This window comes from Sphingomonas faeni, assembly GCF_030817315.1.
In the GTDB taxonomy this organism is placed as follows: Bacteria; Pseudomonadota; Alphaproteobacteria; order Sphingomonadales; family Sphingomonadaceae; genus Sphingomonas; species Sphingomonas faeni_C.
The window spans coordinates 1,779,594-1,797,349 of sequence record NZ_JAUSZF010000001.1; the positions used below are offsets into that span (position 1 = coordinate 1,779,594).

Here is a 17,756-nt window from a genome sequence, read left to right on the forward strand (position 1 = left end):
GTGAGGGGCGTGAGGCTCGGACGGTCATCCCAAAACCCCTCACCCTTCCGTCGCCAACCGGCTCCTCCCTCCCTCTCCCCATCGGGGAGAGGGAATGGTGCAGGTCACGCCCTCGGCTCAATTTTCAACAACCGCACGACGAACCGAGCAACAAGCCCCTCTCCCTTCAGGGGAGAGGGAGGGGCCCGCACGGCGAAGCCGGGTGGGAGGGTGAGGGCACGCCCACCAAAGCACGTGCCCTCACCCTCCCGTCGCCAAGCGGCTCCTCCTTCCCTCTCCCCTGCAGGGAGAGGGGGCAAACCTCACTTCTTCGCCGCAGCCGGCACCACGGCCATCGTCCAGTCCTTCTCCGGCCGCAGATACTTCGCCGCCGTCGCCTGCAACTCGACCGGCGTGGTAGCCACCAAGTCCGAAGCAATCCGCTGCGTCGCCGCGATCCGCCGCGGATCGAACGTCGCCCCGCCAAGCTGCTGCAACCAGAACTGGTTCCCGGTCGAAGCGCGCAGGATATACTGCCCCATCGGCTTCTTGATCCGGTCCAGCTCGTCCGGCGCGATCGGCGTCGACACCAGTTCCGCCGCAATCTGCCGCGCGATCTGGAAGAAGAACGACACTTTGTCCGGCGCCACCTGTCCGATCGCGACCATCCGCCCGCCAGTATTCATCCCGACCGGCCACTGGCTCGACACGTTGGGGCTGTAGCTCGCGCCTGCCGCCTGCCGCAGCCGCTCGAACAGCCGATCGCTGAACACCTGCGCCAGCACATCCAGACGCCGCGCCTCGACGATATTGTCGATCCCGCCACCCGTCGGCCAGGCGATCACCGCCGCCGCCTGGTTCTCAGGCCCGGTATGCGCGCGCATCACCGGCGTCGCGTTGTGCGCGGGGAAGCCGACCGGCGCCCCGACCGTCGACACCGCCGTGCGCGGCTTCATCGCTCCGAACGACTTCGCCACGGCGGCGATCGCCTCCTCGGTCTTCACGTCGCCGAAGATCGAGACCTCGATCGGTCCGGTCTTCAGGATCGGCTCCCAGAACGCGCGGAAGTCCTTAGCATTCAGCGCCTCGACGGTCGGCTTCGACGGCGTCCCCCAGCGCGGATCGCCCGCACGGAGCAAACCTTCAAGATCGCGCGACAGCACGCCGTCGGGCGACGAATCATATCCGGCAAACCCGGCCAGCGCCGCCACTCGGGCACGCGCTACCGGCGCCGGATCCCAGGCCGGGAACGCCAGCTTCGACGCCATCAGCCGCAACTGATCCGAATAATCCGCCGGCGAGGTGATCGCGCCCAGCGTGAACGCATCGTCGTCGATCCCGAAGTCGAGCCCGATCCGCCGGCCTGCGGTAAGCTGGTCGAGATCACCCTGGTCGAGCTTGCCGATACCGCCAGCGACCAACGCGAGATCGCCAGCCCAGGCCGGCGTCGGCCGGTTCGACGGGATCGCAGTATAGCCGCCACCGAACCGCACGCGCACGTAGACGCGCCCGGTCTCACCCGCGTTCGGGAACAGCAGCACGCGCGTCCCGTTCGCGAAGTTCACCTGCTCCATGTCGAACGCGGTGATCTTTTCGCGGCTCGCGACCGTCCCCGGCTTGCCGAGCGACGGCAGCTTCGAAAAATCGACCGACGCCTGCGCGCGACGCTTGCCCGCTAGCCCCGAGACGTCCGCCTTCAAGGCGGTCGCCAGCTTGTTCGCCGCGCCGGCATCGGGCGTCTGCGTATTCACGAGTGCCCGCGTGGCCGTTCCCTCGAAGATCGCCTTGCTCGACGCGAGCAGCGTGGCGGGCGTGAACATGCCCTTCGCCTTGGCGTCCTGTAAAATCTTGTACGACGTCTCGGGCCCCGCCACCGTCTCGCGAATATCGAGCGCGCCGACCATGTCGTCCGCCTGCTTCGATCCCGCCTCGACCCGCGCGGTTTCGACGCTGGTCCGCATGATCGTATCGAAATCGGCATATTCCCGGTCGACTTCGGCCTGGCTTGGCGCGTTGGTCTGCGCATCGGCGATCACCGCGCGCACGTCCTTCAACGCCGCTTCCCAGTCGGTGCCGATCGGCACGATGTTGACGCTGGTCAGGTTCGCCGAGCGCGACACGTCGTCGATCGACACGCCGGCCTGGAGGAAACTACCGCCTGCCCGCGCGCGCGTCTCCAGACGCCGACTGATAAGCCGCGTCGCGAGCACGTCGACAAGCCGCTTCTGGTTCATGATCGCGGTGTCGTCCTTATACTCCCAAGGCCGCACCACGCCGAGCGTCACCACCGCAGGGATTGCCGGCTCGGCGATCGTCGCGGAGACTGGTGCCTTCGGATCGGGCTTGCCGAAATCGGGCGCGGGCGTGACCGGGCCGACCTTCTTCCAGTCGGCGAAGTTCTTGACGATCAGCCGGCCGAACAGCGCCGGATCCATGTCGCCCGAGATGATGACGACAGTATTCTCCGGCCGATACCAGCGATCGTGGAACGCCTTCACCGTGGCGCCGGTCGCGGCCTCCAGCGTCTTGATGTTGCCGATCGGCGAGCGATCCGCGAGCGGCTGTCCGGCGAAGAACGTCGCGCGGATCGCATCGCCGAACCGCACCTGCGGCCCCGGCTGCTCGCGCTGTTCGGCGAGCACGATCGGGCGCTCGGCGGCGACCGACGCGTCGGTGATCGTCGGCTTTTCCATCATCCCGGCCATGATCTTCAGGCTCTCGTCGAGCCCGGCTTCGGTCGCCGAGGGAAGATCGAGCTTGAACGTGGTCGAGGTCGGCGTGGTCTGCGCGTTGGTATCCGACCCGAAGGTCGCCCCGAACCGCTGCCACACGCGCTTCGCCTCGCCGTCCGGCACGTATTCGGACCCGCGGAACGAGAGATGCTCGATAAAATGCGCAAAGCCGCGCTCGCTGTCGGTCTCGTTCAGCGAGCCCGCGTCGATCCGCACCCGCACCGACACCTGGCCGGGCGGAACGCCGTTCTTGCGCACCGCGAACCGCATGCCGTTGGGCAGCGTCCCGAACTTCCACTCCGGATCGCGGGTGAGATCGCTGCCCTTGTAGAGCCACGCGGTCGTGTCGATCCCCGGCAGTTCGGGAAGCGTCGGCGCTTCTTTAGCAGGCGTGGAAGCGGCCTGCTGCGTCGCCATCTGGCCGCTCGCCGGGATAGCGAGGCCAAGGATGACCGGGAGCAGGACGGGAGCGCGATACAGGCGCGATAAGAATACCATAGCGCATCTGTAGCGTCCCCGCGCGCGCATCGCCAGCGCCGCACCATGGAAGGTGGTCACGCCTGCCATCATTTCGTCCAACACCGGCGGTATATCGTGTCCAAACAAGGGGATCGGTGTCTTAGTGCGCCGGGATACAGGGTAGAGATGACGGTCGAAGCCGAACTGGGGCACGAACTGGGCCACGAACTGGGGCAGCCTTCATTGTGGCGGGAATCGGGCGGGCCGGCAGTACGCCGCAGCGCCCACGTGCCCGACCTGAACGTGATCTCGGGCGCACCCAAACCCGGCGCTCCCATGGTCGCCGAAGCCAACCGCCCGCTGATCATCCGCGTCGGCAAGCACCTCCGCGGCGTGTTCGACCGCATGATCGCCTCGTCCTCGCTGGTCGCCAACGATCCCGTCCTCGACGTCCGCGATTTCGCCTGGACCGCTGGGCTGCGCGAGAATTGGGCAGCGATCCGCGACGAAGCGGTCCATGTCGCGCTGCAAGGCGAGGCGTCCCCCAGCCTCGCGACGATCTCGCCCGATCACCGCTCGATCGCCGAGATCGACAAATGGCGGTCCTTCTTCCTCTACGGCTATGGCTATCCGATTGAGGAAAGCCTCGCCCGCTGCCCTCATACGGCGGCGGCAGTCGCGCGCATCCCTGGTCTCAACAGCGCGTTCTTCTCGATCCTCGCGCCCGGCACGCACATTCCCGAGCACCGCGGCGTGACCAAGGGGCTCATCACCTGCCACCTCGGCCTGATCGTGCCGCGCGACGGCGACGTCCGCATGCGTGTCCACGACCGCGTCGTGCGCTGGGCGGAAGGCGAAACCTTGGTGTTCGACGACACCTACAACCACGAGGTCTGGAACGACACGAACGGCACGCGCGTCGTCCTGCTGATCCAGTTCGAGCGCCCCCTGCGCAACCCCGGCAAGTGGATCGCCGACCTGTTCCTCGGCATCGTCCGCCGCTCCGCCTTCGTCCAGGACGCAGTGCGAAACATCGGCAGCTGGAACGCCGCGGTGAAGGCGATGGACGTCTGACCCTTCTTGCTCCCCTCCCTGGCAGGGAGGGGCTGGGGGTGGGTCGGCCGCTTGGCGAGCGGGACGACCGTCACGAACCCACCCACCCCCACCCCCTCCCTTCACAAGGGAGGGGAGCAGTAGAGGCGAGGTAGCCCCACACCCCCCGAAAGAAACCGTTTCCCGTTCCCCGCTTGATCCCTCGCCCCCGCCGGGCCACATGCGGTGCATGCTGATCGAAACGGAATCCACCCCGAACCCCTCGACGTTGAAGTTCCTGCCGGGACGCGCCGTCATGGACGCCGGCACGCGCGACTTCGCCACCCCCGAGGAGGCCGAGACCAGTCCGCTGGCTGAGGCGATCTTCAATCTCGGCGACGTGACCGGCGTGTTCTTCGGCCGCGATTTCGTATCGGTGACCGCCGCGCCGGGCGTCGCCTGGTCGGACCTCAAGCCCGACGTGCTCGCGATCCTGCTCGATCACTTCTCCGCCGCGATGCCGCTGTTCAAGCCCGCCCGCGCCGGTTTCTCGGTCCCGTCGGACGAGCCCGCGCTGTCGGACGATCCCGCTGATGCCGACATCGTCGCGCAGATCCGCGAACTCATCGACACGCGCGTCCGCCCGGCGGTGGCGAACGACGGCGGCGACATCGTCTATCGCGGCTTCGACAAGGGCAAGGTGTTCCTCCAGCTCCAGGGCGCCTGCGCCGGCTGCCCGTCGTCGAGCGCGACGCTTAAGAACGGCATCGAGCAGCTCCTCAAATACTACGTCCCCGAAGTCACCGAAGTGCGAGCCGTCTGATGCGCCAGAAACTCGACGATAGCGTCCTCGACACCGTCTTCCGCGACGCCCGCACCTATAACGGCTTCACCGACGAGCCCGTCGCCGAGAGCGAGCTGCACGCGATCTGGGACCTCATGAAGTGGGGCCCGACGTCCGCCAACCAGCTCCCCGCGCGCCTGATCTGGGTGGTCAGCGACGAGGCCAAGCAGAAGCTTGCCGAGGCGTGCAGCGCGCAGAACCAGCCGAAGATCCTGAACGCCCCCGTATCGGTGATCATCGGCATGGACACCAATTTCCACGAACACCTGCCCGAGCTGTTCCCGCACGCCGACGCCAAGTCTTGGTTCGACGGCAATGCCGAACTGCGCGAGGCGTCGGCGTTCCGCAACTCGTCGTTGCAGGGTGCGTATTTCATCATCGCCGCGCGGATGCTCGGGCTCGATACCGGGCCGATGTCAGGCTTCGACGCGGGCAAGGTCGACGCGGCGTTCTTTCACGACACGCCGGCGGTGCGGACGAATTTCATCTCGACGCTCGGCCACGGCGATCCCGCGACGATCTACGCCCGCTCGCCGCGCCCCGACTTCACGAAGTTCAACACGATAGCCTGAAGCGGGACCTGCTCCCTCTCCCCTGCGGGGAGAGGGTCGGGGTGAGGGGCCGTTGGGAAGGACGGCGCTCGCGGCGCCCCTCACCCTAACCCTCTCCCCAAAGGGGAGAGGGAATACGAAGTGCGCACTTTAGTCATCGAAACATCCACCACCGCCTGCTCGGTAGCCCTCCTCCAAGACGGCGCCATGATCGCCCGCGCGCACGAAGTCGTCGGCCGCGGCCATGCCGAGCGCCTAATCCCGATGATCGCCGAGCTCCCCAACGGTGGCCGAGCCGACCGCATCATCGTCGATTGCGGCCCCGGCAGCTTCACCGGCGTCCGCGTCGGCATCGCCGCCGCCCGCGGGCTCGCGCTCGGCTGGAGTGCGGAGATTGCCGGTTTCTCCTCCCTCCCCCTCATCGCCGCCGCCGGTTTCGCCAACCGATTAACCGACGATATTGCGGTCGTGATGGAAGGGGGCCATGGCGAGGTCTTCATGCAAGCCTTTGCCGCCGATCTGTCGCCGCGATCCGACATGGTATCGCTGAAGCCCGCCGCCGCGCTCGCCGCGCTGGCAGGACGGCGCGCAGTCGGCAACGGCGTCCGCTGGCTCGCCGCACTCGACGACACGATCGACCTGACCGAAGCGCTCCCGGACGCAGCCTCCGCGATCCTGCTCCCGCCAGAACTGACCACGCTCGCACCAAGCCCGATCTACGGCCGCGCGCCCGACGCCAAACCCTCGGTCCCGAAATAATGGCCACCCGCCAAGTCGCGACCCGCGCCGTCTCCCTCCGCACCGGCGACGCGCGCGATCTCGCGATCGTCGACACGTTGATGACCGAGGCGTTCGACCCGCGCTACGGCGAGGCGTGGACGCGCAGCCAGTGCCTCGGCGTACTCGCGCTCACCGGCGTCCACCTCACGCTCGCCTTCGTAGACGATGTCCCCGCCGGTTTCACGATGACCCGCACGGTCGCCGACGAAGCCGAGCTTCTGCTGATCGCGGTAGCCCCCGACTATCGCCGCCGCGGCGTCGGCACGGCCCTTATCCGCGCGGCAATCGCCGAATGCTCGGTCGGCGCCATCGCGAAACTCCACCTCGAAGTCCGCGCGGGCAACGATGCGGTCAAGATTTACGGCGCGCATGGCTTCACCAAGGTCGGCGAGCGCCGCGCCTATTACCGCGGCAAGACCGGCGTCGCGTATGACGCACATACATATTCGCGAGTTATCAACGGTTAAGGCTTATTGCGAGTCACTATCCCTTTTCGCAACAGCGCGAACGCCCTACATGGCACTGAACGAGGGAATGACACATGCCGCGCAAGATCGATCTGGAAGCACTCTGCAACGAGAAGGGCCTGCGCATCACCGAGCAGCGCCGCGTCATCGCACGCGTGCTGTCCGAGGCGGACGACCATCCCGACGTCGAGAAGGTCTATGAGCGCGCCTCGCAGATCGACCCCGGCATCTCGATCGCGACGGTCTACCGCACCGTCCGCCTGTTCGAGGAAGCCGGCATCCTTGACCGCCACGATTTCGGCGACGGCCGCGCGCGCTACGAGCCCGCGCCCGAAGCGCATCACGATCACCTGATCGACGTCGAGAGCGGCAAGGTCATCGAATTCGTCGATCCCGAACTCGAGCAGTTGCAGAAGGCGATCGCGGAGAAGCTGGGCTTCCGCCTGGTCGATCACCGCATGGAACTCTACGGCGTCGCCCTCACCCGCAAGGACTGACGCATCGGCCGAATCCGCCTCGGCGCGCGCCTGGCTGCGCTAGTGCTGGCTCTGGTTCTGGCGCTGCCGTTGCATGGAGCGTGGCGACTGTTCGGGCGGAAGTCGCCATGGCCACCACGCTTCCTGGGGTTGGTCGCGCGGATCGTCGGCGCTCGGGCGCGCGTCGAGGGCACCCCGCTCCGCCACGACGTCGTCTTCGTCTCGAACCATCTGAGCTGGATCGACATCCTGCTCCTCTCCGGCGCGACCGGGAGCGCGTTCGTCGCAAAATCCGAACTTCGTGACGCCCCGCTGGTCGGCTGGCTCTGCACGCTCAACCACACCATCTTCGTCAGCCGCGCCGACCGCATGGCCGTAACCGCCCAGATCGCCCAGATCCGCGACGCGCTGGCGGCAGACTGGCCCGTCACCCTCTTCCCCGAAGGCACGACGGGAGACGGCGTTACCCTGCTCCCCTTCAAGGCCGCGCTGCTGGCCGCGCTCGACCCGCCCCCGCCGGGCGTGAAAGTCCAACCCGTCCGCATCGACTATGGCACGGCGACGAGCGAACTCGCCTGGGTCGGCGACGAACCCGGCCAACACCACGCCGCCCGCGTCCTGAAGCGCAAAGGCAGCTTCGTAGCAACGCTGCACTTCGCCGAACCCTTCGACCCAGCGGAATACGGCGACCGAAAAGCCATAGCCGCCGAAGCCCGCCGCCGCATGGAAGCGCTGGCCTAACTTGTTTCCCCGCGAAGGCGGGGACCCATACTGGACTCCCGCCTTCGCGGGAGAACAAGGAAGGGAAGCTCCCCCCATCCCCACCAGAAAACCCCACCCCGGCGAAGGCCGGGGCCCAGTTGGAAAGGCCGTCGTAACGAAGCGTGGATCTCAGTTAGCAACGTCCCCCAACTGGGCCCCGGCCTCCGCCGGGGAGGTGCAAATCGCCAAGCGGCCCTTCGACGCTTTACCAACAAACAACGCCCCCTCCCCCCACGCGCCGAAATTTGGTACGGCCCGCCCATGTCCCCTCCCAAAACCTTCCATGTAAAATCCTTCGGCTGCCAGATGAACGTCTATGACGGCGAGCGCATGGCGGAACTGATGGCCGCCCAGGGCCTCACGCAAGCCGACGCGGTCGACGCCGACGTCGTCGTCCTCAACACCTGTCACATCCGCGAACGCGCCACCGAAAAGGTCTATTCCGACATCGGCCGCCTCCGGAAGGACCAGCGCCGCAAGTCAGGCAAGACGCCGATGATCGCGGTCGCCGGCTGCGTCGCGCAGGCCGAGGGTGAGGAGATCTTCACCCGCGCCAAGGTCGATATCGTCGTCGGCCCGCAAGCCTATCACAACCTCCCCGACCTCGTCGCAAAGGCGGCCGCCGGCACGCCCTCGCTCGACACCGACATGCCGCTGCTGTCGAAGTTCGGCGCACTCCCCGCCCGCCGGAAGGTCGCCCCGTCGGCGTTCCTCACCGTGCAGGAAGGTTGCGACAAATTCTGCACCTACTGCGTCGTCCCCTACACGCGTGGCGCCGAAATCAGCCGCCCGTTCGCGGCGATCGTCGACGAGGCGAAGGCGCTAGTCGATGCCGGCGCGCGCGAAATCACGCTGCTCGGCCAGAACGTCAACGCCTGGTCCGAGAATGCCAATACTCCAGAAGGGCGCGGCCTACACGACCTGATCCGCGACCTCGACCGCATCCCCGGCCTCGCGCGCATCCGCTACACCACCAGCCACCCCAACGACATGACGCAAGGCCTGATCGACGCACACCGCGACATCGAGAGCCTGATGCCGTTCCTCCATCTCCCCGTGCAGGCCGGCAGCGACCGCGTGCTGAAAGCGATGAACCGCAGCCACACCCGCGACTCCTACCTCCGCCTGCTCGACCGCGTCCGCGCCGTCCGCCCCGACATCGCGCTGTCGGGAGACTTCATCGTCGGCTTCCCCGGCGAGACCGATGCCGAGTTCGAGGACACGCTGAGCCTGGTCGACGCGGTCGGCTACGCGCAGGCGTACAGCTTCAAATACAGCCCCCGCCCCGGCACCCCCGCGGCGTCGATCGTCGAACAGGTTCCGGAATCGGTCATGGACGAACGCCTCCAGCGCCTCCAGGCCGCGCTCAACCGCGACCAGCACGCCTTCAACGCCGCCACCGTCGGCCGCACCTGCACGGTCCTGCTCGAACGCGCAGGCAAACTCCCCGGCCAGCTGATCGGCAAGTCCCCCTGGCTGCAATCGGTCCACCTGCTCGGCAACCACGCGATCGGCGATCTGGTCGAAGTGACGCTCGCCGCAGCGGGCCCTAATTCGCTGACCGGTGTGGAGCGGGTGCGCGAGGCGGCATGAGTTGGGCTTCAGATTTCATAACTATTGCTGGCCCGGCGGGGTTGATCAGCGGATCTTTAACGCATTATTTGGCAGGACGACGCGAAAAATGGACAAGCCAAAGACAGGCCCGTTATCTAGGACTGCAAGTAGCGATTATTCTTGAACGCTTCGCTGGTGATTGCATTAACTTGGTATCAGAAATCGACACGGGCGCCCAACTCAGTCATAACCCAGAATCGTTGCCGACGAAAATACCGGAACTCCAAGAGTTCCCCAAAGACGATCTCGGTTGGCGCGCGATGGACTCGACACTTGCCCATCGGGTTATGTCCGTCCACGTAGATCGCAACGCCTCTCAAGGCGCCGTCACTGACGATATGATGTATTGTGGGGCAACTTCCGCTCCGTTCGAATGTGCTCGGCAAGCTGCCATTCTCGGTTGGCAATCGTGGCAGACGGCAGAAGCTGTGCGAAACGCCTACGGCCTTCCTCGGTACGAACCTCGACATCCGTTCTACGAAACGCTGCGCAATCGCGTTGCAAGCGATGAGCGAGATCGGGAATTGAATCGTGCGCGCGTCCAAGAGATGCTCGCGGGTGCAAATAACAAAGCAACTTAGCCGTCCTAGACGATTCCCCCTGTCCCCCACCCCAATCCCCTGCCACACTCGCCGGCGATGCAGTTGCGCCCGCGCGATCCGATGCTCTTCCGACCCGCCGTCGCGACGCGGGTTGAAGGTCGCCGCCCCGCTCCTCATCTTCCTTTCAAAGGTTACGGTTCGACGCTTCTAGGCGTAACCTTTGACACCTCGAAAGGACCGTATGAGCCGTAAACCCGTTCCCGCCCAGTCCGGTGACCGCGCCCGTGTCGAGCTGCTGTTCGACAAGCCCCAATTGCTCGTCCGGCTCTTCGGCCAGTACGACCAGAACCTGGTAGCGCTCGAGAATCGCCTCGGCGTCTACATCACCGCACGAGGGAACAAGATCGGCCTGGAGGGGACCGCCGAACAGGTCGCCAAGGCCCGCGACGTGCTCCACGACCTCTACGCCCGCATCCAGCGCGGCGAAGACGTTGACACCGGCCTGGTCGACGCGTCGATCGCGATGGCCGACGAGCCCGTGCTCGAAGGCATCATCCGCGCCGATGCCGGCGGCGGCGGCGCCCCTCCGATCATGATCCGGACGCGTAAGAAGACGATCGTCCCGCGTACCCCCGCGCAGGCGCACTACATGCGCGAGCTCGCCAACAACGACATGATCTTCGCACTCGGGCCGGCAGGTACGGGCAAGACCTATGTAGCGGTTGCGCAGGCGGTGCAGCAGCTCATCACCGGCAGCGTCCAGCGCCTCATCCTGTCACGCCCTGCAGTCGAGGCGGGCGAACGTCTCGGCTTCCTCCCCGGCGACATGAAGGAGAAGGTCGATCCCTACCTCCGCCCGCTCTACGACGCGCTCTACGACTGCCTCCCCGCCGAGCAGGTCGAACGCCGTATCGCATCAGGCGAGATCGAGGTCGCACCGATCGCCTTCATGCGCGGCCGTACGCTCGCCGATGCGTTCGTGATCCTCGACGAGGCGCAGAACACCACGCCTGCGCAGATGAAGATGTTCCTCACCCGCTTCGGCCAGAACAGCCGCATGGTGATCTGCGGCGATCCGAAGCAGGTCGACATCCCCGGCGGCGTCGCCGCTTCCGGTCTCGCGGATGCCGTCACGCGGCTGGAGGGGGTGGAGAGCATCTCCATGTGCCGCTTCACCGTCGGCGACGTCGTCCGCCATCCGATCGTCGGCCGCGTCGTCGCGGCCTACGAAGGCACCGATGCTTGATGCTCGGGATTTGACGCGGCAATAAGCTATCGTCCCCGAGATCGGTAAAGCGCACGTGATCCTTCGAGATCGCGTGCGCGTTACCAATTCGGTCCAACATATGCCCGAGGCGAACTATGATTGTAGTCGAGCTTTCCCAAGAATCGCCCTGGCCTGACCATGACTGGGACTCGCTAGCCCTGCGCGCCGCGACGGCGGCGATCGAGCGGACCCCCCACGGCGAACTGCTGACCGGTGCTGCGACCGTCGAGATCTCGATCCGGCTCGCGTCTGACGATGAGGTCCACACGCTCAACAACCAGTATCGCCAGAAGGACAAACCGACCAACGTCCTGTCCTTCCCGATGGTCCAGTCCGACCTGCTCGCCACGATCAGCCAGAATTCGGACGACGGCGAGGTCCTGCTCGGCGACATCATCCTCGCGCACGGCGTCTGCGTGGCCGAGGCCGCCGAACGCAATATCTCGGTCGAGGATCATGCGATGCATCTGATGGTGCACGGCACGCTGCATCTGCTAGGCTATGATCACATCGACGACGACGAAGCCGATGGCATGGAGCAGATCGAACGCGACGCGCTCGCTGCACTCGGCCTACACGACCCCTATTTGATAACAGAGGACTGACGACCACGATGGCCGATGGCCCCAATGCCGGAAACGGCGATAGTACCGACAGTATCTGGCGCGGGCTGAAAGGCCTGATCTTCGGTACCCCCGACGAATCGCTGCGGGATCAGTTGGAGGACGCGATCGACCGGCACGAGGGCGATCCCGCTCCCGATGCGGTCGGCGATCTCACCCCGCTCGAACGTCAGATGGTCCGCAACCTGCTGCATTTCGGCGAACGCGATGCCGGCGACGTCGGTGTGCCGCGCGCCGATATCGTCGCGGTCGAGGAAGACACCAGCTTCGCCAACTTGGTCCAGCTCTTCGCGGAGGCCGGTCACAGCCGCCTGCCGGTGTACCGCGAAAAGCTCGATACGATCATCGGCATGGTCCACATCAAGGACGTCTTCAACATCCTCGCCACGGGTGCGGAACACCCTGCGTCGATCGCCGACCTGATCCGCGAGCCGCTCTACGTCCCCATGTCGCGAGGCGCGCTCGATCTGCTGGCCGACATGCGTCAGAAGCGCGTCCATCTCGCGGTCGTCCTCGACGAATATTTCGGTACCGAAGGGCTCGTCACGATCGAGGACCTGATCGAGGAAATCGTCGGCGATATCGAGGACGAGCATGACGACGCACCGGAAGCGTTGCTCGTGCCGATCGACGGCGGCGCATGGGACGCCGACGCGCGCGCGGAGTTGGAAGACGTCGCGCAACTGATCGACGCGCGTCTCGCGGAAGCGGACGGCGATGTCGACACGCTCGGTGGGCTCGCGGCGTTGCTCGCCGGGCACGTGCCGCAGATCGGCGAATGCGTCGATCACCCCAGCGGCTGGAGGTTCGAGATCACCGAGGCCGACGAACGGCGCATCAACCGCCTTCGCCTGCACCCTCCGGTGGTTCCGATCGAGGAGGACGACTGACGCCGCCCCGGTGATGGCTCGGTAATAGCTGGGTAATGGCCGGGTAATGGATTGTCGGGCTCTGATCGATGATCCATTTCCATTGCCCCGGCCCGGCCTCCGCTCTAACTTCGCGTCATGCGCAAACACATCCTCATCGTCCTCGGACTGATCCTGCTCGTGATCGCGGCGGGCGTCACCTATGTCGCGTGGCCTGACACCGCCGAATTGTCGGTCGACCAGGTCGCGGGCAAGCTGCCCAAGATCACCGATCCCCGCATCCAGACGATCCCGACCGTCAAGGTCGCGAAGGTCGTCGGGTGGCAAAACGGCGCGATGCCGACGCCTGCCGCCGGGCTGAGGGTCCAGCCATTCGCGACCGGGCTCGACCATCCGCGCTGGATTTACCGCCTGCCCAATGGCGACGTGCTCGTTGCCGAGACCAATTCGCCCCCGCGCGAAGGCGGCGGGATCACTGGCTGGGTGATGAAGGTGCTGATGGGCCGCGCCGGTGCGGGCGTGCCCTCGGCGAACCGCATCACGCTGCTGCGCGACGCGAACGGCGACGGCGTCGCGGAGACGAAGTCGGTGTTCATGACCGGGCTGAACTCGCCGTTCGGCATGACCCTGCTCGACGGCCAGCTCTATATCGGCAACACCGACGCGCTCGTCCGCGTCCCCTACACCGACGGCGCAACCAAGATCGCCGCCAAGCCCGAACTTGTCATTAAACTCAACCCCGCCGGCAACCACTGGGCCCGCAACGTCATCACGGCCGCAGACGGCAAGACGCTGTACGTCGGCGTCGGATCGTCGTCGAACATCGCCGAGAACGGCATGGACGCGGAGAAATACCGCGCCAACATCCTGCAGGTCTGGCCGAAGGACAAGAACTGGCGGATCTACGCCGCTGGCCTGCGCAACCCGAACGGCATGGCGATCAACCCCAGGTCGGGCGGCCTGTGGACGGTCGTCAACGAGCGCGACCAGCTCGGCTCCGATCTCGCACCCGACTACCTGACCCAGGTCGAGTTCGGCGATCACTTCGGCTGGCCCTGGTATTATTGGGGCGGCTATCCCGACACGCGAGTCGAGCCGAAGAACCCCGCGCTCCAGCAATATTCGAAACGCCCCGACTACGCGCTCGGACCGCACGTCGCCGCGCTCGGCCTGACCTTCTCGGCCGATGCGAAGCTTGGCACGCGCTTTGGAAACGGTGCGTTCGTTGGCGAGCACGGCTCATGGAACCGCAAACCGGTCTCCGGCTACAAGGTCGCCTACATCCCGTTCGGCGACACCGGCTTCCCGGCTGCCAACGCAAAGCCAGTGGACGTGCTGGCCGGGTTCCTGAACAAGGACGGCGACGCACAAGGCCGCCCCGTCGGCGTCATCACCGACAAGACCGGCGGGCTGCTGGTCGCGGACGATGTCGGCAACGTGATCTGGCGGGTCAGCGCGGCGCAATAACTCAGCCCAAGAGACCCCTCCCCTTCAGGGGAGGGGTTGGGGTGGGCGCATCCACGAAGCGCAGCGTCTGTAGGAAGCCCCAACCCCTTCCCCGAAAGGGCAGGATCAGTTGTCTGGTAGGATCGCGCGCGCGGTGGCCAGATCGTCCTCATGAACCATGACCCGCACCGGAATCAGCAACGCGCTACCATCGCCGATCGACATGCCGCCATCGAAAGCAACCGCGGGTATGCCTTCGCTCTCCAGCCGGCCGACGACGATGTAGGCGGCGTTCCGGTCATACCGCCCCAATTCGACTAGGCCCATTCGCCGGCCCCCTGCGGCAGGACGGTCGCAAGCCGCACCGGCAATCCGTCGATGCTCTCGGTCGGCCCGGCCAGTTCCTCGACCCGCTCGGCCTCGGTCTGCCTCGCATGGTATTTCGACAAGGTCTGCCGCTCGCGTTCCAGCGTCATGAACGGCACCCCCCACCCGCAACTCGTCTGCACCTCGTCTACCGCGATCACGAAGATCTGTCGCGTCCCCGGCAACGGGGTGAACTGCGCGTACAGGTCCGCCCACTCGGCATCCTGCGGCAACACCGCGCGACCCCTGCCATAGATCCGGAAAATCAGCGCCGGCTGGTCGAACGCGCAGAACATGATCGTGATGCGTCCGTCCGCGCCCAGATGCGCGTTGGTCTCGTTCCCGGAACCGCCGACGTCGAGATACGCGACCGTCTTCGCATCGAGCACGCGGAAACTGTCCATGCCCTTGGGACTGAGATTGATCCGCGCGCCCTCGGCGGCCGTCGCGACGAAGAACACCGGCTGCCGCGCGACGAACGCGCGGTGATCGTCGGTAAGCGCGGGGAAGAAGTCCATCGTTCGGCTCCGAATTGACGCGCGACATGTACGCGCATACTCTGTGCGCATGAGACATGATCCCATCGCCACCGGCAAGCGCAAATCAGTCAATCTGTCGCTCGATACCGGTATCGTTGCAGCGGCGCGCGAAGCGGGGATTAATCTGTCGCAGGTCAGTGAAGTCGCGATCCGCGCCGCTGCAAAGCGCGTGCAGGAAGAGAAATGGCGCGACGAGCATCGGGACTGGATCGCGGCGAACAACTCCTGGATCGAGGAGAATGGCCTGCCGCTCGATCGATATCGATTGGCTTGATGGCGCGCTTCGACGTTTACGCTGCCCCCGACGGAGGGTATTGGCTCGACTGCCAGTCCAACTTGCTGTCGGACCTGAACAGTCGTTTCATCGTGCCTCTCCGATTGTATGCTGAGGCACCCGGTGGAGATCGACGGTTAAACCCGGTCTTCGCAATTCACGGCACCGAATACGTCATGCAGACGCACCTAGCAGCCGCGATCTCGGTAAAACTGCTGTCAGAGCCAACCACGTCACTTGTCGACCATGAATACCGTATTGGCAGCGCGATCGACATGCTCACGGGGAGTTACTGAAGGCTAAGCCGCCGTCCCCCCGACCGTAAGCCCGTCGACCAGCAACGTCGGCTGCCCAACGCCTGCCGGCACCGACTGCCCGCCCTTGCCGCAGATCCCGATACCCTCGTCGAGCGCGAAATCGTTGCCGATCCCGCGCACTTTGGTCAGCGAACTTGGGCCGTCGCCGATCAGCGTCGCGCCCTTGATCGGCGCGCCGAGCTTGCCGTCCTCGATAAGATACGCCTCGGTGCAGCTGAACACGAACTTGCCCGACACGATGTCGACCTGCCCGCCGCCGAAAGCCTTGGCGAAGATGCCCTTCTTGACGCGCGACAAAAGTTCCGCGGGATCGTCATTGCCGGCCTTCATGAAGGTGTTGGTCATTCGCGGCATCGGCGCATGCGCGTAGCTCTCGCGACGGCCATTGCCGGTCGCCTCCACGCCCATAAGGCGTGCGTTCAGGCGATCCTGCATATAGCCCTTGAGAATGCCGTTCTCGATCAGGACGGTTTCGCGCGTCGGCGTGCCCTCGTCGTCGATCGTCAGCGACCCGCGGCGATCCTGCAGCGAGCCATCGTCGGCCACGGTCACGCCCTCGGCCGCGACCCGCTCGCCGATTCTCCCGGAGAACGCCGACGTGCCCTTGCGGTTGAAATCGCCCTCGAGCCCATGACCGATCGCCTCGTGCAGCAGGATGCCCGGCCAGCCATTGCCGAGCAGCACGGTCATCTCGCCCGCCGGCGCGGCGATCGAGTCCAGATTCACCAATGCCTGCGACAGAGCCTCGTCGATTGCCCGGTTGTATGTGGCCGGCTCGAAAAGGTCGTTATAGAGATAGCGCCCGCCGATCCCGTAGCTGCCGGTCTCGCGCCGACCGTTCTGCTCGGCGACTATCGAAACGTTGAGCCGAACCAGGGGCCGAACGTCAGTCGCGACGAAACCATCCGCGCGGACGATCTCGACGACGGACCATGTTCCCGACAAGCTGACCGACACCTGCGCAACCCGCGGATCGCGGGCGCGCGCAGCAGCGTCTATCGTCTGGCATAGATTAACCTTGTCTGCGAACGGCACGAGATCGAGCGGATCGGCAGCGGTATAGCGGCGCTGGTTAGTGCCCTGCGGCGGACCGGCCTTCGCGGCCACGCCCGGCTCGATCAACGCCATGGTCTCGGCGGCGCGACGGATCGCGGCGGGCGTCATCTCGTTCGAATGCGCGAATGCGGTCATCTCTCCCGATACCGCGCGCAGGCCAAAGCCCGAGCTCGTATCGTAGGACGCGGTCTTCAGCCGGCCGTCGTCGAACCCGAACGCCTCGGCCTTCCGATACTGGAGATACAGCTCGCCGTCATCGGCCTTGCCGAGCGCCTTGGCGGTCAGCGCCTGCGCCTGTTCGGGGTCCAGGGTATCGCGGTAGAGGAACGAACGGGGGTCTGCTGCTATCGTCATCCGATAGATATAAGGGGCTTAGCGCCCCGCGCCATCCCCGTGATCGCGCAATGTGGACTGGTCCGCGCCGTCGGCAGGACCGCCGACGAGGATGAATCGCCGGTCGCAATAGCCGCAATCGACATAGCCGGTCTCGTTGATCTGCAACCAGACGCGTGGGTGGCCGAGTGCCGCACCGCCGGGAATGTCGGTGGCGCCGTCACAGGCGACGCGGGCGTGGGTGACGCGGGTGGTTTCGAGCGGCGGATGCATGCGGGGTCGATAGCAAGGGCTGGCGGGCCGGGCAATTGGTTCTTCCCGCGATCCAGAAGGAAGAATGGGTTCACGCGGAGACGCGGAGACGCGGAGACGCGGAAACGCGGAGACGCGGAGGTGTTACGCTTGTCGCGGAGCGACTTCCCAATCAC

At 65.8% G+C, this 17,756-nt stretch carries 20 protein-coding genes; 15 read left to right on the forward strand and 5 right to left on the reverse strand.

The window, feature by feature from the left end:
* Positions 1-302: 302 nt before the first annotated feature.
* The gene (locus tag QFZ54_RS08235) at positions 303-3,209 is read right to left on the reverse strand and encodes a M16 family metallopeptidase (protein WP_307086184.1); all 2,907 of its coding nucleotides are present in this window, start codon (positions 3,207-3,209) and stop codon (positions 303-305) included.
* 147 nt (positions 3,210-3,356) lie between these two features.
* On the opposite strand from QFZ54_RS08235, the gene QFZ54_RS08240 reads away from it, so the two are divergent.
* From QFZ54_RS08240 to QFZ54_RS08300, 13 genes are all read left to right on the forward strand, one after another.
* Complete coding sequence (locus tag QFZ54_RS08240; RefSeq protein WP_307086186.1) at positions 3,357-4,244, forward strand: aspartyl/asparaginyl beta-hydroxylase domain-containing protein; 888 nt, start codon at positions 3,357-3,359, stop codon at positions 4,242-4,244.
* Between the two features lie 208 nt (positions 4,245-4,452).
* A complete protein-coding gene (locus QFZ54_RS08245; RefSeq protein ID WP_187504735.1) occupies positions 4,453-5,025 on the forward strand; it encodes a NifU family protein in 573 nt (190 codons plus the stop codon).
* Positions 5,025-5,618 (forward strand): malonic semialdehyde reductase, encoded by a 594-nt coding sequence (locus tag QFZ54_RS08250; protein ID WP_307086188.1) that lies wholly within the window; start codon positions 5,025-5,027, stop codon positions 5,616-5,618. The genes QFZ54_RS08245 and QFZ54_RS08250 overlap by 1 nt, the downstream gene beginning before the upstream one ends.
* A gap of 120 nt (positions 5,619-5,738) precedes the next feature.
* A complete protein-coding gene (gene tsaB / locus QFZ54_RS08255) occupies positions 5,739-6,356 on the forward strand; it encodes a tRNA (adenosine(37)-N6)-threonylcarbamoyltransferase complex dimerization subunit type 1 TsaB (protein WP_307086190.1) in 618 nt (205 codons plus the stop codon).
* A complete protein-coding gene (locus QFZ54_RS08260) occupies positions 6,356-6,844 on the forward strand; it encodes a GNAT family N-acetyltransferase (RefSeq protein ID WP_307086192.1) in 489 nt (162 codons plus the stop codon). Before tsaB ends, QFZ54_RS08260 begins: the two co-directional genes overlap by 1 nt.
* 74 nt (positions 6,845-6,918) lie before the next feature.
* Positions 6,919-7,341 (forward strand): Fur family transcriptional regulator, encoded by a 423-nt coding sequence (locus tag QFZ54_RS08265; RefSeq protein ID WP_056047123.1) that lies wholly within the window; start codon positions 6,919-6,921, stop codon positions 7,339-7,341.
* Between the two features lie 42 nt (positions 7,342-7,383).
* Positions 7,384-8,061, forward strand: a complete 678-nt coding sequence (locus QFZ54_RS08270; RefSeq protein WP_307086199.1) for a lysophospholipid acyltransferase family protein — start codon at positions 7,384-7,386, stop codon at positions 8,059-8,061.
* 282 nt (positions 8,062-8,343) lie between these two features.
* Positions 8,344-9,675: a tRNA (N6-isopentenyl adenosine(37)-C2)-methylthiotransferase MiaB gene (miaB, locus tag QFZ54_RS08275; RefSeq protein WP_307086201.1), complete on the forward strand. Its 1,332-nt coding sequence runs from the start codon at positions 8,344-8,346 to the stop codon at positions 9,673-9,675.
* A complete protein-coding gene (locus QFZ54_RS08280; RefSeq protein ID WP_307086203.1) occupies positions 9,672-10,277 on the forward strand; it encodes a hypothetical protein in 606 nt (201 codons plus the stop codon). Before miaB ends, QFZ54_RS08280 begins: the two co-directional genes overlap by 4 nt.
* Positions 10,278-10,479: 202 nt before the next feature.
* On the forward strand, positions 10,480-11,484 hold the full coding sequence (locus QFZ54_RS08285; RefSeq protein ID WP_132737677.1) for a PhoH family protein: 1,005 nt from the start codon (positions 10,480-10,482) through the stop codon (positions 11,482-11,484).
* Between the two features lie 116 nt (positions 11,485-11,600).
* Complete coding sequence (gene ybeY, locus QFZ54_RS08290) at positions 11,601-12,110, forward strand: rRNA maturation RNase YbeY (RefSeq protein WP_307086206.1); 510 nt, start codon at positions 11,601-11,603, stop codon at positions 12,108-12,110.
* Between the two features lie 8 nt (positions 12,111-12,118).
* Positions 12,119-13,018, forward strand: coding sequence for a hemolysin family protein (locus QFZ54_RS08295; RefSeq protein WP_307086207.1), 900 nt, complete (start codon positions 12,119-12,121; stop codon positions 13,016-13,018).
* 117 nt (positions 13,019-13,135) lie between these two features.
* Positions 13,136-14,464, forward strand: coding sequence for a PQQ-dependent sugar dehydrogenase (locus QFZ54_RS08300; RefSeq protein ID WP_307086209.1), 1,329 nt, complete (start codon positions 13,136-13,138; stop codon positions 14,462-14,464).
* 105 nt (positions 14,465-14,569) lie between these two features.
* Here QFZ54_RS08300 and QFZ54_RS08305 read toward each other — a convergent pair whose 3' ends face one another.
* Both QFZ54_RS08305 and QFZ54_RS08310 read right to left on the reverse strand, forming a co-directional pair.
* Positions 14,570-14,770 (reverse strand): putative signal transducing protein, encoded by a 201-nt coding sequence (locus tag QFZ54_RS08305; protein ID WP_307086211.1) that lies wholly within the window; start codon positions 14,768-14,770, stop codon positions 14,570-14,572.
* Positions 14,761-15,327 (reverse strand): pyridoxamine 5'-phosphate oxidase family protein, encoded by a 567-nt coding sequence (locus QFZ54_RS08310; protein WP_307086213.1) that lies wholly within the window; start codon positions 15,325-15,327, stop codon positions 14,761-14,763. Before QFZ54_RS08310 ends, QFZ54_RS08305 begins: the two co-directional genes overlap by 10 nt.
* Before the next feature lie 49 nt (positions 15,328-15,376).
* On the opposite strand from QFZ54_RS08310, the gene QFZ54_RS08315 reads away from it, so the two are divergent.
* Both QFZ54_RS08315 and QFZ54_RS08320 read left to right on the forward strand, forming a co-directional pair.
* Positions 15,377-15,622, forward strand: coding sequence for a type II toxin-antitoxin system CcdA family antitoxin (locus QFZ54_RS08315; RefSeq protein ID WP_307086215.1), 246 nt, complete (start codon positions 15,377-15,379; stop codon positions 15,620-15,622).
* A complete protein-coding gene (locus QFZ54_RS08320; RefSeq protein ID WP_307086217.1) occupies positions 15,622-15,918 on the forward strand; it encodes a CcdB family protein in 297 nt (98 codons plus the stop codon). The genes QFZ54_RS08315 and QFZ54_RS08320 overlap by 1 nt, the downstream gene beginning before the upstream one ends.
* A 3-nt stretch (positions 15,919-15,921) precedes the next feature.
* Here the strand turns inward: QFZ54_RS08320 and tldD are convergent, their stop codons facing one another.
* Both tldD and QFZ54_RS08330 read right to left on the reverse strand, forming a co-directional pair.
* Positions 15,922-17,349: a metalloprotease TldD gene (gene tldD / locus QFZ54_RS08325; RefSeq protein ID WP_307086219.1), complete on the reverse strand. Its 1,428-nt coding sequence runs from the start codon at positions 17,347-17,349 to the stop codon at positions 15,922-15,924.
* A gap of 18 nt (positions 17,350-17,367) precedes the next feature.
* Positions 17,368-17,601, reverse strand: coding sequence for a zinc-finger domain-containing protein (locus QFZ54_RS08330; protein WP_307086220.1), 234 nt, complete (start codon positions 17,599-17,601; stop codon positions 17,368-17,370).
* Positions 17,602-17,756 lie beyond the last annotated feature (155 nt).